The organism is Umezawaea sp. (assembly GCF_036375055.1).
GTDB lineage: Bacteria > Actinomycetota > Actinomycetes > Mycobacteriales > Pseudonocardiaceae > Umezawaea.
This window is the reverse complement of record NZ_DASUSQ010000046.1, coordinates 94,268-108,661: the sequence shown is the minus strand read 5'-3', so window position 1 is coordinate 108,661 and position 14,394 is coordinate 94,268. Positions and strand designations below refer to the sequence as shown.

General features: G+C 72.4%; 14 protein-coding genes. 8 read left to right on the top strand and 6 right to left on the bottom strand.

Going from position 1 to position 14,394, the window contains the following annotated elements:
- Positions 1-51: 51 nt before the first annotated feature.
- Both VFZ92_RS13880 and VFZ92_RS13875 read right to left on the bottom strand, forming a co-directional pair.
- Positions 52-840, bottom strand: coding sequence for an FHA domain-containing protein (locus tag VFZ92_RS13880; RefSeq protein WP_330876308.1), 789 nt, complete (start codon positions 838-840; stop codon positions 52-54).
- Positions 841-912: 72 nt separating this feature from the next.
- Positions 913-2,694 carry a serine/threonine-protein kinase gene (locus VFZ92_RS13875; protein WP_330876307.1) on the bottom strand — a complete coding sequence of 594 codons (1,782 nt, stop codon included), beginning with the start codon at positions 2,692-2,694 and terminating at the stop codon, positions 913-915.
- A gap of 272 nt (positions 2,695-2,966) precedes the next feature.
- On the opposite strand from VFZ92_RS13875, the gene VFZ92_RS13870 reads away from it, so the two are divergent.
- The gene (locus VFZ92_RS13870; RefSeq protein WP_330876306.1) at positions 2,967-4,517 is read left to right on the top strand and encodes an extracellular solute-binding protein; all 1,551 of its coding nucleotides are present in this window, start codon (positions 2,967-2,969) and stop codon (positions 4,515-4,517) included.
- 64 nt (positions 4,518-4,581) lie between these two features.
- On the top strand, positions 4,582-5,340 hold the full coding sequence (locus tag VFZ92_RS13865; protein ID WP_330876305.1) for an AfsR/SARP family transcriptional regulator: 759 nt from the start codon (positions 4,582-4,584) through the stop codon (positions 5,338-5,340).
- A gap of 62 nt (positions 5,341-5,402) precedes the next feature.
- Here VFZ92_RS13865 and VFZ92_RS13860 read toward each other — a convergent pair whose 3' ends face one another.
- Positions 5,403-6,737: a glycoside hydrolase family 16 protein gene (locus VFZ92_RS13860; RefSeq protein WP_330876304.1), complete on the bottom strand. Its 1,335-nt coding sequence runs from the start codon at positions 6,735-6,737 to the stop codon at positions 5,403-5,405.
- Between the two features lie 343 nt (positions 6,738-7,080).
- On the opposite strand from VFZ92_RS13860, the gene VFZ92_RS13855 reads away from it, so the two are divergent.
- The 3 genes from VFZ92_RS13855 to VFZ92_RS13845 all read left to right on the top strand — a co-directional run bounded on the left by VFZ92_RS13855 (position 7,081) and on the right by VFZ92_RS13845 (position 8,603).
- Positions 7,081-7,572 carry an SRPBCC family protein gene (locus VFZ92_RS13855; protein WP_330876303.1) on the top strand — a complete coding sequence of 164 codons (492 nt, stop codon included), beginning with the start codon at positions 7,081-7,083 and terminating at the stop codon, positions 7,570-7,572.
- Positions 7,573-7,674: 102 nt separating this feature from the next.
- Entirely contained in the window at positions 7,675-8,235 is a 561-nt protein-coding gene (locus VFZ92_RS13850; RefSeq protein WP_330876302.1) for a hypothetical protein, read from the top strand.
- Positions 8,236-8,414: 179 nt separating this feature from the next.
- The gene (locus VFZ92_RS13845; protein WP_330876301.1) at positions 8,415-8,603 is read left to right on the top strand and encodes a hypothetical protein; all 189 of its coding nucleotides are present in this window, start codon (positions 8,415-8,417) and stop codon (positions 8,601-8,603) included.
- A 72-nt stretch (positions 8,604-8,675) separates the two neighbouring features.
- Here the strand turns inward: VFZ92_RS13845 and VFZ92_RS13840 are convergent, their stop codons facing one another.
- The 3 genes from VFZ92_RS13840 to VFZ92_RS13830 form a co-directional block, all read right to left on the bottom strand.
- Complete coding sequence (locus VFZ92_RS13840) at positions 8,676-9,203, bottom strand: hypothetical protein (protein ID WP_330876300.1); 528 nt, start codon at positions 9,201-9,203, stop codon at positions 8,676-8,678.
- Positions 9,203-10,051 (bottom strand): hypothetical protein, encoded by an 849-nt coding sequence (locus VFZ92_RS13835; protein ID WP_330876299.1) that lies wholly within the window; start codon positions 10,049-10,051, stop codon positions 9,203-9,205. The genes VFZ92_RS13840 and VFZ92_RS13835 overlap by 1 nt, the downstream gene beginning before the upstream one ends.
- 291 nt (positions 10,052-10,342) lie before the next feature.
- Positions 10,343-10,813, bottom strand: a complete 471-nt coding sequence (locus VFZ92_RS13830) for a YdeI/OmpD-associated family protein (protein WP_330876298.1) — start codon at positions 10,811-10,813, stop codon at positions 10,343-10,345.
- 170 nt (positions 10,814-10,983) lie between these two features.
- Between VFZ92_RS13830 and VFZ92_RS13825 the strand changes: the two genes are divergently transcribed.
- From VFZ92_RS13825 to VFZ92_RS13815, 3 genes are read left to right on the top strand one after another with little or no spacing between them, the layout of a single operon-like run.
- A complete protein-coding gene (locus VFZ92_RS13825) occupies positions 10,984-11,421 on the top strand; it encodes a hypothetical protein (RefSeq protein WP_330876297.1) in 438 nt (145 codons plus the stop codon).
- Positions 11,418-12,638 carry an ATP-binding protein gene (locus tag VFZ92_RS13820; RefSeq protein WP_330876296.1) on the top strand — a complete coding sequence of 407 codons (1,221 nt, stop codon included), beginning with the start codon at positions 11,418-11,420 and terminating at the stop codon, positions 12,636-12,638. Before VFZ92_RS13825 ends, VFZ92_RS13820 begins: the two co-directional genes overlap by 4 nt.
- Positions 12,635-14,392, top strand: a complete 1,758-nt coding sequence (locus tag VFZ92_RS13815; protein WP_330876295.1) for a tetratricopeptide repeat protein — start codon at positions 12,635-12,637, stop codon at positions 14,390-14,392. The genes VFZ92_RS13820 and VFZ92_RS13815 overlap by 4 nt, the downstream gene beginning before the upstream one ends.
- Positions 14,393-14,394: the final 2 nt, after the last annotated feature.

Below are 14,394 nucleotides of genomic sequence, written 5' to 3'. Positions count from 1 at the left end.
GACCCGTTCGTGCTCCTCCGCGCCGAACCGGGACGTGGCACCGCGGTGGTGTCAGCCGTCGTGGTCGAGGACGCGCAGGTCCGGTGGGACGAGGGTGGTGCTCTCCATCAGCTCGCGGATGAGGTTGTGGTTCAGCGTGTTCCCGATGGGCTCGCCGACCTCCTCGCGGGTCAGGCCGGAAACACCGTTCCTGCTCAACCGGTTCCGCACCTCGGCGACGACGCGCTCGACCCTCTTGTGGTTCCAGTCGTCGTCCGGCCGGATCTCGTTGAGGTGTTCCGCGACCTGGCGCCAGGACAGGGGGATCGGGTGCAGCTCGTGCAGCAGGTACCGCTGGGCGAGCACGACGACCACGCGCTTCTCCACGGGACTGAGGTGCCACGTGCGCGGAGGCCGGGTCGGCGCGTGGTGGTCGGTCGGTGGTCGGTCGCCCTCCTCGGGTTGCACGTGCACTTCGAGCAGGTGCAGTCGTTCGTGGGAGCCGCGGACGAACAGCGGGGTGTACCCCGTTCGCAACGGGATCGGGTCGTCCTGCCGGAACAGCAGGCGGGATTCGGGCAGCCGCAACGGGAGGCGGCCCAGCGTGCTGATCCACCACCGGTCACCGCGACAGGTGAGCGCCCCGTGCTCCCTGCTGACGCGCAGGTCGTCCTCGCCGACGCAGACGTGCACGTCCGGCCTGCTCCGTCCGAAGAGGACGGTCCGCCCCTCCTTGGGGCCGAGGGTGATGCCGCCGGTCGCCGCCAGCACGTGCAGCATGCCGGGCGCGACGCCGACGGAGACGCCGAGGGCGAGGCTGTGGTGGTTCGCCGGGAGCTCGTTCGGCCGTTCCTCTGGCATGTCAGCCTCCTGGCACCTCGGGTGAGCAGCGCGTCCGTCAGCCTGTCCGAGACCCGCGGGAGGGTTCCCGCGTCACCGTGACGGGAAGAAGGCGGTGGCCAACCGGGTCGCGAGCCCGCACCGCTCGTCCGGGGGCAGGTGCTTGCCGATGACAGTGGCTTCCAGCACCTCGTTCTTCTCGTGGCCGTAGGAGTCCACGTAGGTGAGGTTGTACACCTCGATCTCGCACTTGTCGTCGCTGGGCTTGTCTCCGGGGTAGCTGGTCGCGGAAGGCCGGTTGTCGATCATCGAAATCGTCGCACCGGACTTGCCCAACAGCTCCGCACGGGTGAAGCGCAGCAGGTAAACGGTCCCGTCGGCGGTACTGGTCCAGGTGCACTTCCAGCGGCCGAAGCCGACCTCCGGATTCGCGCGGTCGATCCCGGACCGATCGGGGAACGACGGCGAGTCCTTGGCCCTGCACGCGTTCGTCCGGCTGAGCGAGTCCGGCCGCAACGCCGGGTTCTCGGCTCGGCGCGTGGGAACCGGTCCTTCGGTGATCACCGCGTCGACGCTCCGGACGGTGGCGTCGGCCATGTCGCACGCGTTGGCCTCGATCCCGTTGGCCCTGGTCACCTCGATCTTGATCTCGTAGCGGTCGGGTAACAGCAACCTGCGCTTGCAGGACCCCTCACCCGCCGGTTCGGTCACGAGCCGGTACCGCCCCCTGTCCTGTTCCTGCACGAGGGGCTGATCGCTGGGAGTGTTGTCGATCAACGCTACGACGTTCGCCTCCCTCCCGCGCTTCTTGACGATGACGTTGCACTGGTTGAACCCGGAGTTGTCCGACACCAGGTTGGGGTTCCCGAACGGTTCCAGGGCCTGGGACGCGTCGCGCAGCAGCGCGCACGGATCGGCGGTCCTCGGGTCGGCCAGCACCGGCCCCGTCGGTGTCCTGGGTCCACCGGAGAACGCGATCCAGCTCGCCACCACCGCCGCGACCGCGACCAGCACCCCGGCGGTCACGAGGAGTCCGCGGCGCCGAGGGGACCTCGGGCGGGGTGCGCGCCGCGTCGCCTCCACGCCCGCGACGTCGGCGAGGATCTCGTGCGCCTCGGCCGCGGTGGGACGCTGGTCCGCGTCGACCCGCAGCATCCGTTCCAGCACCGGCGCGAGCGGGCCGCTCCTGCGCGGCGAGGCGATGGCCCCGTTGGCGGCCCGGCGGAGGCGCCGCTGCACGTCGTCGTTCGTCGCGCCGACCGGTGACTCGCCCTCCACCACGGCGAACAGCGTGGACGCCAGCGAGAACACGTCGGACGCCGCCGTCGGCGCGGCACCGTTGGCCACCTCCGGCGCCACGTACCCCGGTGACCCCGTGAGCAGACCGGGGCAGGTCACGGTCTGCTCACCCGTGGCGCCGCGGGAGATGCCGAAGTCGGCGATCTTCACCTCGTCGTCGGAGATCATGAGGACGTTGCCGGGTTTGATGTCGCGGTGCAGGATCCCCTTCGCGTGCACCGCCGCGAGCGCGTCGGCGATCTGCGCGCCCAGCTTCGCGGCCTGCCGAGGTGCGACCACGTCCAGCTCGGCCATGCTCCGCGCGGGCACGTACTCCATGACCAGCCAGCACTCGCCGTTGTCGTCGAGCACGTCGTGGATCGTCACGACGTGCCGGTGGTTCAGCTGGGCGAGCAGCTTCGCCTCGCGCTCCAACTGCCGGAACCGCTGCGGGTCCCCGTCCCCGGACAGCGCTCGCTTCAGCGCGACCGGCCTGCCGAGGCGTTCGTCCGTGGCCCGCCACACGACTCCGCCGCTCCCGGAGCCGATCTGCTCCTCCAGCCGGTACCTGTTGGCGACGAGCTGCTCCGTCTGCACGATTCGCTCTCCCCGTGTGACCTTCTCCGCATCGTATCCAGTCGAACAAGCAGCTCTCCAGGCTTTCGCGGGAACCCTCCCGGACCTCTACCGCCATGCTGCGTGCGGATCGTTCCCGACGAGGAGGACGTGGTGGGACCTGCCCGCGAGCGCGTGGTGACGTCCGCGGCGGTGGCCGGGCGACGTGCGCCGACGGCCCGTTCCGGCCAGGGCGTCGCTTCGTCCCGCGACTCGCGTTCGACGGGGGGCGACCGCTTCGACCGGAGGAAGGCATGACTGATCCGGTGGGCCGACGGCCCGGTTGTCGAGTTCCGCTCATCGTCCTGTTCGTCCTGGTTACCCTCGTGGTCACCTCGACGTCCGCGCGCTTGGCCGCGGACGCGGACGAGTGGTGGCGGGTCGACGGCATCCCCCACCTCGCCGCGACCGGGGTGATGCTGGTCGTGTCGAGCGTGCTGATCACCGCCCTGCCCCGTGCGGCGAAGGAGTTCTGGCAGTGGTCGGGACCGTTCCCCTCGGTGGCGGAGCGAGTTCTGAAGGCACTGGTCCGCCCGCTGAAGGCGGTCGGCGTCGTCAGCACGGTCCTGGTCCTCGGCCTGGGCAGCTGCGTCCTGCTGCCGTCCCCGCTGGAGACCGGCGAACTCGTCATCATGACGGCGTCGGACCTGAGCCCCGGCGACCCGCGCAACACCCTGGTCGAGCAGTGGAACGAATCCCGCCCGCGACACAGGGCCAGGATCGTGACCGCGGCCGGTGAGACCGACGAGCAGCACGAACGCATCACCAGCGACGCGAGGCAGGACGGTGAGCACGAGGCCGACATCTACGTCCTCGACGTGGTGTGGATGACGGAGTTCATCGACAACGGCTACCTCCGTGCGGTGGACCGGTCGAACTCCGGCGACGACCTGGACGACTTCATGGCCCCTGCGCGGCGCACCTGCGAGGTGGGCGACGAGCTGTGGGCGCTACCGCTCAACACCGACGTCGGTCTGATCTACCACCGCACCGACATCCCGGGCATCACCCCGCCGACCAGCTGGGACGGCCACTCCGGCATCCCCGCGGCCGAGGCGCGAGGTGGGTTGGAAGCGGCGAACACCGCCCAGTTCTCCGGCGAGATGTTCATGGTCGAGGCGCTGGAGGCCATCCGGGCGGCGGGCGGTGAGGTCGTGACCGAGGACGGCGACGTCACGCTGACCCCCGACAAGAGCCGCGTGCGCTTCACGAAGAACGACTACGAGGGCATGCGCAAGCTCAACGCGGAGACGAGGACACCCGGTGTCGCCCTGGACGACCCGCTACCCGAGGACACCACCGCCCCCGACGCCGTCGAGCAGTTCGCCAAGGGGCGCACCGCGTTCATGCGGAACTGGGCGGTCGCCCGCGAGCAGCTGACCGACCGGCGGGACGAGTTGGACGCGGCGGGCGTCACCTTCCGCGCCGCGATCCCGCCCACGCCGAGCGTGCTCGGCGGTCAGAACCTGGCGATCTCGGCGCACACGGACGAGCCGAAGGCCGCGCAGGCCCTCGTCGAGTTCCTCACCAGCGCGCAGAGCCAGCAGATCCTGGCCGAGATCGGTGGCTTCGCACCGACCAGGGACTCGGTGTACGACCGAGCAAGGGGAGAGCACCTCGGCCAGGTGCGCGGGGCGTTGCGGGACGCCGGGCTGCGCCCGAGGACCGCCAACTACACCGAGTTCAGCCGGGCGTTCCGCGCCGCGGTCAAGAGCGTGGTCACCGCGCAGGACGTGATTTCCGACGACACGGCCAGGGAGTTGGCGGAAATCCTGAGGAAGGGGCGACCAGGAGGTTCCGGCTAGACCCGCTGGAGCCGCCGTGGCGAAGACGGGCGCCGAGGGGTCGGTGGTGGAGGGATGACCGGGGGTGCGTGTGGAATTCGGTCTGCTGGGGCCGGTCGCGGTGTGGCACCGGGGCCTGGAGGTCGCGGTCCCCAAGGCGCAGCAGCGGTGCGTGCTGGCACTGCTGCTGAAGGACGTCGGCCGTGTGGTGGTGTTCGAGCGGTTCGTCGACGCGCTGTGGGACGACGACCGGATGCCGCGGACGGCGCGCAACGTCGTGCAGCAGGCCGTGTCGGGTCTGCGGCGGATCCTGTCGATCGATCCGGGCGTTCGCCTGGCGCACCACACCGCGGGCTACGTGTTGGAGGTGGACCCGGCGCTGATCGACCTCCACCGGTTTCGCGCGCTCGTCGCGCGGTCCCGCGGCGAAGGACGGGCGGCGGCACTGCGCCGAGCGCTGGACCTGTGGCGGGGCGAGCCGCTGGAGGACGTGAACGCGCCCGGCGTCGCCTCGATCAAGCAGGCGTTGACCGAGGAGCGCCTGGCGGTGCTGGAGGAGCGCCTGGACCTGGAGGTGCGGGCCGGACGGGACGCGGAGCTGGTTCCGGAGCTGCGCGTCCTCGTCGCCGCCCACCCGTGGCACGAGCGGCTGCACGGGCTGCTGATGGTGGCCCTGTACCGCGCGGGACGGCCCACCGACGCGTTCCGGGCCTTCCACCACGCGCGGCGGGCGTCGGGCGTCGCGACGGGCACCGGCCCCGGACCTGACCTGCACCGCCTGTACGAGCGGATGCTGCGGAACGACCCCGCCCTGGACCGCCCGGTCGCGGTGACCGCCCGGTAGCGTCCCGCCGCACCCGGTGGGTGCGGCGGGACCACCGCCGCGCCTCCTCCGCCGTGGGCGGGTCAGTTGTAGACGCGGACCCAGTCGACCTCGAACACCGCCGCGCGCAGGCCGCTGTCGCCGGTGAAGTTGTCGAGTTGGATGTTGAGGTGCCCCGACGGCATGGTCTGGATGTTCTGCCGCCCGTTCGGGCCGCCACCGCCGGAGACGCGGAACCACTCGACGCCGTCCACGTAGCCGACCAAGCCGGACGCGGTCCACTCGAAGGCGAAGTTGTGCCACTGGCGCATGTCCACCGGACAGCGTTCGCGGTACTCCTGCTGGACGCCGACGTTCGAGGGGTGCGGGTAGTGCAGGAACGCCGACAGGCACTGGGCGTCGGGATCGGTGTACTCGACCCAGTCGTACTCGCCGTCCTGGGGCCACCGCTCGGAGGTCGGCCAGATCAGGTGCAGCACGTGGTACCGACCGCCCGAGGTGCCGGTGTTCTGCGAGCGCGAGCGGATCTCCCAGCGGCCGTACTGCCGGTCGAGCCGGTGCTTGAGCCAGCCCGTGTCGCCGTTCGCCTCACCGGTCATCCTCATGATCCCGCCCGACACCGCGGCGTTCTTCGCGCAGCGCCTGCCGTTGCCGTTGTGCCCCTCCCAGCAGCCCGCCGTCCCGCCGACGGTGCCGCTGGGCACGGACCACTTCGCCGGGTCGACGGCACCGGTGCCGCTGAACTCGTCGGAGCTCGGCAGCGGTGCGCCCCATCCGTGCCGAACGGCCGCCTGCGCCTGGTCGTTGGACGGGGGCGTGGTGGTCGTCGTCGTGGTGGTCGTGGTGGAGCCCACGCGGTAGTCGCACGCGGTCGCCCGGAAGCTCGCGCCGGTGGCGGTGTACTCGTGGTCGGTGACCACGTTCGCCCGCACCGCACCGGGCGGAACGGTGAACTCGCCCGCGACGCGGGTCCACCCACCGGCCGCGAACGACACCCACGTGCCGGGGACGTTCCCGAGGTACCCGCTGTTGTCGCCCTCGGGCGTGGAGTACCAGTCGACCTCGACGCGGGCACGCCCGCTCTGCTCGGCCGCCACGTCGTAGGAGAAGGTCCACACCTCACCGCTCGTGACCTGCTGCTGCGGCAGGTAGAACGAGGGGTTCAGCACGGAGTTGTTCCTCTGCGCGTAGGCGAACCTCGCCGACCGGTGGTCGGCGACGGCCTCGCGGACCGCGCTCGCCCCGCGCAGCGAGCCCCACTCGGCGAGAGTCTTGTTCAGCACCGGGTTGTTGCACGTCGAGACGTTCGTGCCCGCCCCGGTCGGCGGCTGCGCGATCGCCACACCGGCCACGACCAGCGCGGTCGCGGCGCTGAGGGCACCCGCACCGGCGAGCCATCTCCTTCGGTACAGCGTCATGGGTCGTTCCTCCTGTTCGTCGCACGGGTCGACGGGAAGATCGCGCACCGCGCTGAACCGGCGCTGAACCGGTGCCGACCAGGTCCACCACGGTGGACCGCACCGGTTCTCCGGCGTGTCGCTCCCTTGTCCCGTCCTGCGGTTCCCGTCCTGGGACCCGTCCCGAAACGCGCGGCTACGGTTCGGTTCGGCGATCCGGTCGAAAGGAGTCGGGGTGGTGAGTTCCAGTTACCGGACCAAGATGCGCGGCGCTTCGGCCGGTGCGACGATGAAGCAGGGCCGATTCAGGTAGAACGAGGCTGTTGGTGTGCGTCCGTTCACCCGAGAACAGGAGCGTGCCGCCGTGAAGTACACCGTCTCCATGGAGATCGCCCTGCCTCGGGAGAAGGTGGCTCAGCTGCTCGCAGACCCGGAGCACCTGCCGAAGTGGCTGCGGGGCCTGGTGCTGCACGAGCCGCTGAGCGGGGAGCACGGGCAGGTCGGCACCACGTCGCGGGTCGTGCTGCGGACGGGGCGGCAGGAGTTCGAGTGCACCGAGACCGTCACGCGCCGGGAACCGGTGGACCTGCACGGGATCGCGGGGGACGCCGTCGTCCACTTCGAGCGCGAGATCGTCGGCAAGGGAATGTGGAGCGCCGTGAGCGACCGCCTGACCGAAACCGGCCAGGGGACGACGCTCTGGGTGAACGAGAACGAGTACCGGTTCAGCGGCTTGGCGATGCGGCTGGTGGGGCTCGTGATGCCCGGCTCCTTCCGCAAGCAGTCGTTGCGGCACATGGAGGACTTCAAGGCGTTCGCCGAGCGCGGCAAGGACGTCCGCGAGGCGCGGGCCTGAACCGCGGTCCGCTCGGGAGGGCTGGGACGAATCCCCCCGGACACCCTGCCCGCTTCTCCGAACGGGGTGTGGGGCGTCCTGGGAGGTGGCAGGCTGCGACCTGTGAACCCGATCGTTGCGCAGGTGTTGACCATCGCCGGTGTCCTGCTCGGATCAGCCGCCACGTTCCTCTTCACCTCCACCATCGAGCGAGCCCGCTGGCGGCGGACGCAGTCCGCCCGCTGGGACGACAAGCGCCTCCTCGCGTACTCGGAGTACGCGGGCGCGGTCAAGCACATGGTCCGGCTGTGCCGTCGGATCGCGGAGACCAAGGGGCTGCTGGCCACGGGGCAGCCCGTCGACCTCGACACCGCGTTCACCGCCCTCGCCGAGGGGGAGACCGACCGCGCCGCCCGGTGGGAGACCGTCCTGCTCCTCGGCGAGCCCGCGACGATCTCCGCCGCACGGGCGTGGAGCGAGCAGGTGTGGCAGTTGGAGCACATCCTCCGCGAGGAAAACCCCGACCCGTCCGCGTTCCTGAACGCCTACCGCAACGCCATGCGGCTGCGCAACGAGTTCTACGCCCGCGCCAGGGGAGACCTCGACATCACCAGCGGCCCGCTCCCCGAACTCACGTGGAAGTCCCTCCAGCCCCTGCCCCCGTCGCCCGACCGCGCGACCTGAGGTAGCCCGGTGGAGGTTCCCGTGCCAGAGCGGCGCAGCCCGGCCACGGGGACGAGCAGGGCGGTCCGCGACGAGACGACCGCGCTCGTCCGCGCCCGTGGCCTGTGCTCCGGCGCCCGCGACCGACCCGGTCGAGACGTGCGGGACCAGCCGCAGCGCTCGGTCGCGGACGCGCTGACGTGGACCGCTCCGCTATGTCCGTCGCCGAGGTCGATCGTCGACTTCCGGGCCGGGGCGCCTGCCGGGGATCCCGACCGCGTGGCCGCGACCGGGTGGACGCCGCCGACCGGCATCGCCCCGCCGACCGGGACCCCGGTGAGGACCCGCTGGTGCTGCCGCGGCTGGACATCCCGTCCACGCGGGCGTGACAGCGGGCGACGGGCACCACCGCGACCCGGTCGGAGGTCGCCGTCGCGCGCCGGTGCCGGTGGGCTGGTGCCTCAGCGGCAGGGCGCGTTCTCGCCCCTGGCCATCCCGAAGTCGCTCCAGCCGCCGGGCCGGGTGATCGTGCCCCGGTCGAACGACGCGAAGTCACCCCGTGGTGTGCAGTAGGTGATCCCGCCCTGGCCGCCCTCGGCCGCCGTTCCGAGCACGGCGGCCAGGGTGTCGAACGCGGCCCCCTCCGGTGTCGCCGCGAGCGTCCCCGCGATGGCCTCGTGCGCCGTGCCGCCACCGAACCGGGGCTCCATGAGCAGGACGAGGTCGTCGTGGTCGTGCCGGCAGGCGGCGTCGTGGATCGACCGGACCAGGGTGAGGGTGGTCTGGTCGAGCGGGAGGCTGCTCGCGTCCTCGGTCAGCACCGTGCCGCACGGCCGCCGCGCGGGCGTGGTGGCGGAGGTGGTCGACGGTGGTGCCGCGGCGGTCGGCGGAGGGGGCGCCGTGGTCGAGGCGTCCTGCGCGATCCGAATGCCGATCGCGGCGAGCACCAACGCGCTCGCCGCGATCGTGGCCTTGACGATCACGTGCACTAGTGCGCCTCGCAGAGCGGGGGGTCGGTGACCACGCTGCACGTGGTGGTGCCCGCGGGGGAGGCGGTGACCCGGAACGGACGCCCGTCGTCGTCGACCACGGTGGTGCCGCGGCGTCCGCCGCCGGCCCAGTGGATCTCCAGCCGCCACGCGCAGTCGCACGTGGTGGTGTGCGCCCGTACCGCGAACGTCTCGCTGTCCAGCGGGCTCACCTCGTAGGGGAACCGCACCGGTTCGGCGGGTTGGGCGTTCTCCTCGGCCCACGTCCGCATCGTCGGCGTCAGGTCGAGCCCGGTCGGCCGGGGCTCCGGCTCGTCGAGGTCGACCTCGACCAGGCGCACGTGCTCGGGTCCACCGCACCGCTTCGTCAGCCGGGTCCCGGTCATCGGGGCGGCACGGTCGACGGTCACCGACATACCGGTGAGCACCACGCTGTAGGGACCGGCAGCGCCGTGCACGGTCACCGTGACGTGGTTGTGCTCCGTGGCGGCCCCGTCGGACACCAGGCCCCACTCGGTCCACCGCGTCGCACCGGCAGGCGGCGGGCTGAGCTGGTGCGGTGCCTTGGGCGTGGTCCAGTCGCCCTCGCACATGTGGGTGTTCCTCTCCGGCGTGACGAGGAGCGGCTCGGTGGGCACCGGGGAACCCGTGGTCGTCGGCGGGGGCGCGGAGACAGCGGGTTCGGCATCCCCGCCGCTGAGGACGACGGCCGCCGCGACCACCACCGCGGCGGCCACGATGGCGATCGCCACCTTCCGGTCCCCGGTGAAGACCACCGAACCGATGCTCCCGGCCTGGACGACGGTCTCCGAGGTGCCCCGGTGGACGTTCCGCGTCGTGCGGGGCACTCGGCCAGGACCGCCGCGGTCGTCCCCCGCGGGCGCGTTCGCGCCGGTGGCGATCGCGACGCCCGAACCGGCTGTCGCCGGGCGTTCCGGGGCCCGCCGGCAGCGCTGACCGTCGTGTCGAGCGGGACGGAGCGTGGAACGGACTACCGGACGGCCCCACGTCCCGGTCTGGAGGTGCGTTGCACCCGCGCACCGGCGGGAGCGGGCGTCGGTGAACGCGGCCGTCGTCCCGGAACGGGGCTCGGCTCCGCGGTGTCGCGGTGAGGGGCGGTTGCCCGGCGGGCTGAGCGGTCAGGTTTTGGGGCGCTGCTTGATCCCGGCCGCCAAGAGGTCGACCACTTCGGCGATCCGCGCCGCGCGCAGCTCCGGGCGGCGCGCGGTGCCGTCGATCCAGCGCAGGTAGGCGCGGCGGTAGAACTGGGCGAGGGAGTCGAAGTGCGCGGCCGCCGCAGGTGCGGCGTCGAGCGCGGACGCGATGTCCTCGGCGAGGTCGGCGCGTTGCGGGCCTTCCGGGGCCAGCACCACCGCGACGCGGTCGCCGGGGGCGAGGGCGTGGTCGCGCAGCCAGGCGGGGGTGAGGACGACCCAGCGGTCGGTGCCGGAAGCCTCGACGACGCCGCGGACGCGCACGTCGTCGACGGTGCCGGTGATGTGGTGCCGCGCTTTCACACCCCAGACCTGGTCGGGGTCGAACGGGACGGGCACGACCACCCGACCCCGCCCCTCCTCGCGGACCGTGCCGGTGAAACGACGCGCTGTCATGTGCGGGGATCGTACGGGCGCCGCTGCGCGGGGGCGACCTGGCCGATGTGAGGAGAAACAGGGCCACGACGACATGTCCAACCGCCTGTTCGCCGTGCTCGGAGGCATGCTTGCCCTCGGGGCCGCGACCGCCGCGCGGACAGCCGAGCAGACGAGAGAACCGAGTGGCCATGGACAACAACCCCGAGACCGTCGCCGAGCTGGACCGCCTCGACGAGGCGGTCAGGGCAGCGCCCGCCGGGGACACCGCGGCGCAGATCGCGCTGTGGCGGCAGGTGACCGCGCTGGAGCACTGGTTCTTCATCGCGCGTGGCTCGGCCGAGCAGCCCCGTCCCTACGCCGCGGCGGCCGAGCAGGGGCCGATGATCTGCCTCTACAGCAGTGCCGCACGGGCAGGTGACGCCGCCCGCGCCCTCGGGCTGACCGACGCGGAGGGCGGTGCGGTGCCGTTGTTCGGCGTCCCGGTGCCGGGAGCGATCGACTACGTCGCCTCGTTCGGCGAGGCAGGCGTCTTCGGCGTGACGCTGGACCACCCGCGGCTCGGCCACTACATCCCGCTGGCGAACCTGGGTCTGCTCAAGGGCTGGGTCGACGGGGCCGCGCGGTGAACGGCGCCGATCCGGGCGACGGCTTCGTCGAGGTGATCGCGCGCGAGGTGGAGGCCGACCCCGGCAACCCGGCGCTGCGCGAGGACTTCGTCACGCTGCTGCTGGAGCGGGATCCGGGCCGGGCCGCCGTCGAACTGGACGCGCTGGAGGCCCTCGGCGGCGATCCCGCGCGGGTCCGCCTGCTCCGCGCCCGGCTGCTGGCGGCGCGGTTGCGCGCCTCGAACCCGCCGCCGCCCGCCGAGAGCGCGCTGTCCGCGCCGACGGGGCGCCCCGGTGGACCGGTCCCGACGCCGGTCGACGAGGACCGCCGGGACGGCGGTGCCGCCGCGTCGGCGTGGGACGCCGAGCGCCCGGCGGTGACGCTGGCCGACGTCGCGGGTCTCGCCGAGGTCAAGCGGCACCTGGACACCGTGTTCCTGGCTCCGCTGCGCAATCCCGAGTTGGCGGCGGCGTTCGGGCAGAAGCCGGGCGGGTCGCTGCTGATGTACGGCCCGCCCGGCTGCGGGAAGACGTTCATCGCCAGGGCGATCGCGGGCGATCTCGGAGCGTCCTTCATCCACGTGACCCTCGCGGACCTGCTCAGCAAGTGGATCGGGGAGAGCGAGAAGGCCGTCCAGAGCGTGTTCCGCAACGCACGCGCGGCAGCGCCGTGCGTGATCTTCTTCGACGAGTTCGACGCGCTCGGCGGGCGGCGCACCTCCGGTGGTGGCGGATCGCAGTCGATGCGGATGCTCGTGACCCAGCTCTTGGAGGAGCTCGACGGCGTGGCAGGCGTGAACGACGGGGTCTACTTCCTGGCCGCGACGAACCGGCCGTGGGACATCGACTCCGCGCTGCGTCGACCGGGTCGGATCGACAAGACGGTGCTGGTGCTGCCGCCGGACGCGACCGCCAGGGCGGCGATCGTCCGGGGTGTGCTGGAGGGCAGACCGGCCGACGGTGTCGATGCGGTCGCCGTCGCGGCGGTGACCGAGGGGCTCTCCGGTGCCGACCTCACTCACCTGACGACCACCGTGCTCCAGCAGGCGATGATCGAGTCGATGGACAGGGGTGAGCTGGTGCCGGTCACCACCGACGCGGTGCTGGCCGCGGTCGGCGGCGTCACCCCGTCCACGACGTCCTGGTTCGACCAGGTGGCGCCGGTGCTGGAGTACGGCGTCGACGACGGCACCTTCGAGCAGCTGCGGGCGTACCGGGTCCGGCGAGGCATGCGGTGAGGGACGTCGGCCGCACGGCCTCCGACGACGGCGACGCCGTGGAGCGGGACCTGGACCTGGCCTGGGAGCTGTTCGCGGCACAACCGTCGCACCCCGAGGTCGCCGTGCTGGCGTCGCGGGTGCTCGCGGCCCAGCCGGAGCGGAGCAGCGCGTCGCTGCTGCTCGGCAACCACCGGGAGGTCCGCGGCGAGGCGGACGAGGCGCGGCGCCTCTTCCTCCAGGTGGCCGGTCGCCGCGACGGCCAGTTCACCAACGCGGCTCGTGCCCTCCGGCACCTGGCGCTGGCTGAGCACGATCACCCCGAGGCGCTGCGGTGGGCGCGCACCGTGCTGGCCGAGGATCACGGGGAGTGGGACGACTGGATGGAGCTGGGGTTCGCCCTGGCGCTCCACGGGGAGCACGAGGACGGGTGGCGCCACCTCGACGAGGCGGTGGCACTGTGCTCCCGGACGGCGCCGGACGCGCTCGGCAACGCGCTCGGGAAGCGCGCCGCGTACCTCCTGGGGAGCTTCGCACCGCTCGACAGGTTCGTCCCCTCGGCCGAGGAGGCCGTGCGGGCCGGTGCGGCGAACCCCTGGATCGCCCTGGTGCTCGGCTGGTCCTACCTGGTGCGGTACCGGTTCACCGATGCCGAACAGCTCGGTCTGCGCCTGCTGCGGGAGAACCCGACCGAGGACCTGCTGCACAACCTGGTGGGGACGGCTCGGACGATGCTGAGGATCGTCGAGAACGCTCACGCCCAGGACATCACGCTGGAGGACGTCCGCCGCACCGGGGTGATCGAGCTGGGGTGGCGGCAGCTCCGCGACCAGGTGACCGGCACCGACCTGGCCTCCGCGTTGGCGGCGTTGGACGAGGTGGCGCCCGCCGACCTGCGGGCCGCGCTGCGGCCAGGGGTCTCGCTCTCCGAGGTGCCTCACGGCGACGAGGTCGGCTCCATGGTCGCGGAGGACCTGGTGGCCTGGCACGACGGCCAGCGGCCCGGATCCGGCGCTGCCTGGGGGCTGGCCGCGCCGTTCCGCCTGATGTCGGCAGCCGAGATCGTCGACACGAGCGCCGAGATCGGGGCCGACCCGGCGGCGCACCCGGACTGGCCGGAGAACGAGGCCTGGGAGCAGGTGATGACCGACGACGCCGGGGCGTACCTGGTCGTCGTCTCGTTCGGGGAGTTGGTCGAGCGTCGACCCGGACATCCCGACGTACCCGTCGCCGCGTCGATGGCCGACTGGGTCTGGGACCGGGTGGCCGCCTTCGGCGGGTCGGACCCACGGCCGGCACCCCGGAGGGTCGAGGAAGTCCCGACCGACCTGCCTCCTGTCCCCGGGACGTCCCTGACCGGTGCCATCTCGACGGTGTACGCCGCCCTGGGCTCGTCCGAGGGCTCCGCGCCGTACGCGGAGCTGCTCAGGCTCTTCCCCGGCGCGACCGTCCGGCGGAGTGCTCTGGATCCCGTGGTCCCGGGTCCCGGCGGCGTCGACGTCGCGCTGCTCGACGGGCTGGTGAAGAAGGTCACCGTCGACGTCGCGCTCTGCCGGGGCGCCGACCGCGTGATCTCCGGGCTCGACCTCGTCGGGCACCGCGAACCGGTCGACGCCTACGTGCGGGCGCACGGCGCCCCCGTGCACAACAGCTGGGAGAACCGCGCCACCGGCGAGGTCACGGTCAACTACGACCTCGCCGAGCACCGACTCGGCTTGTGGTGGGGGACCGGGGGGCTCGTCCGGATCTCCGTGTCCGCCACCACCGTTCCGTGATC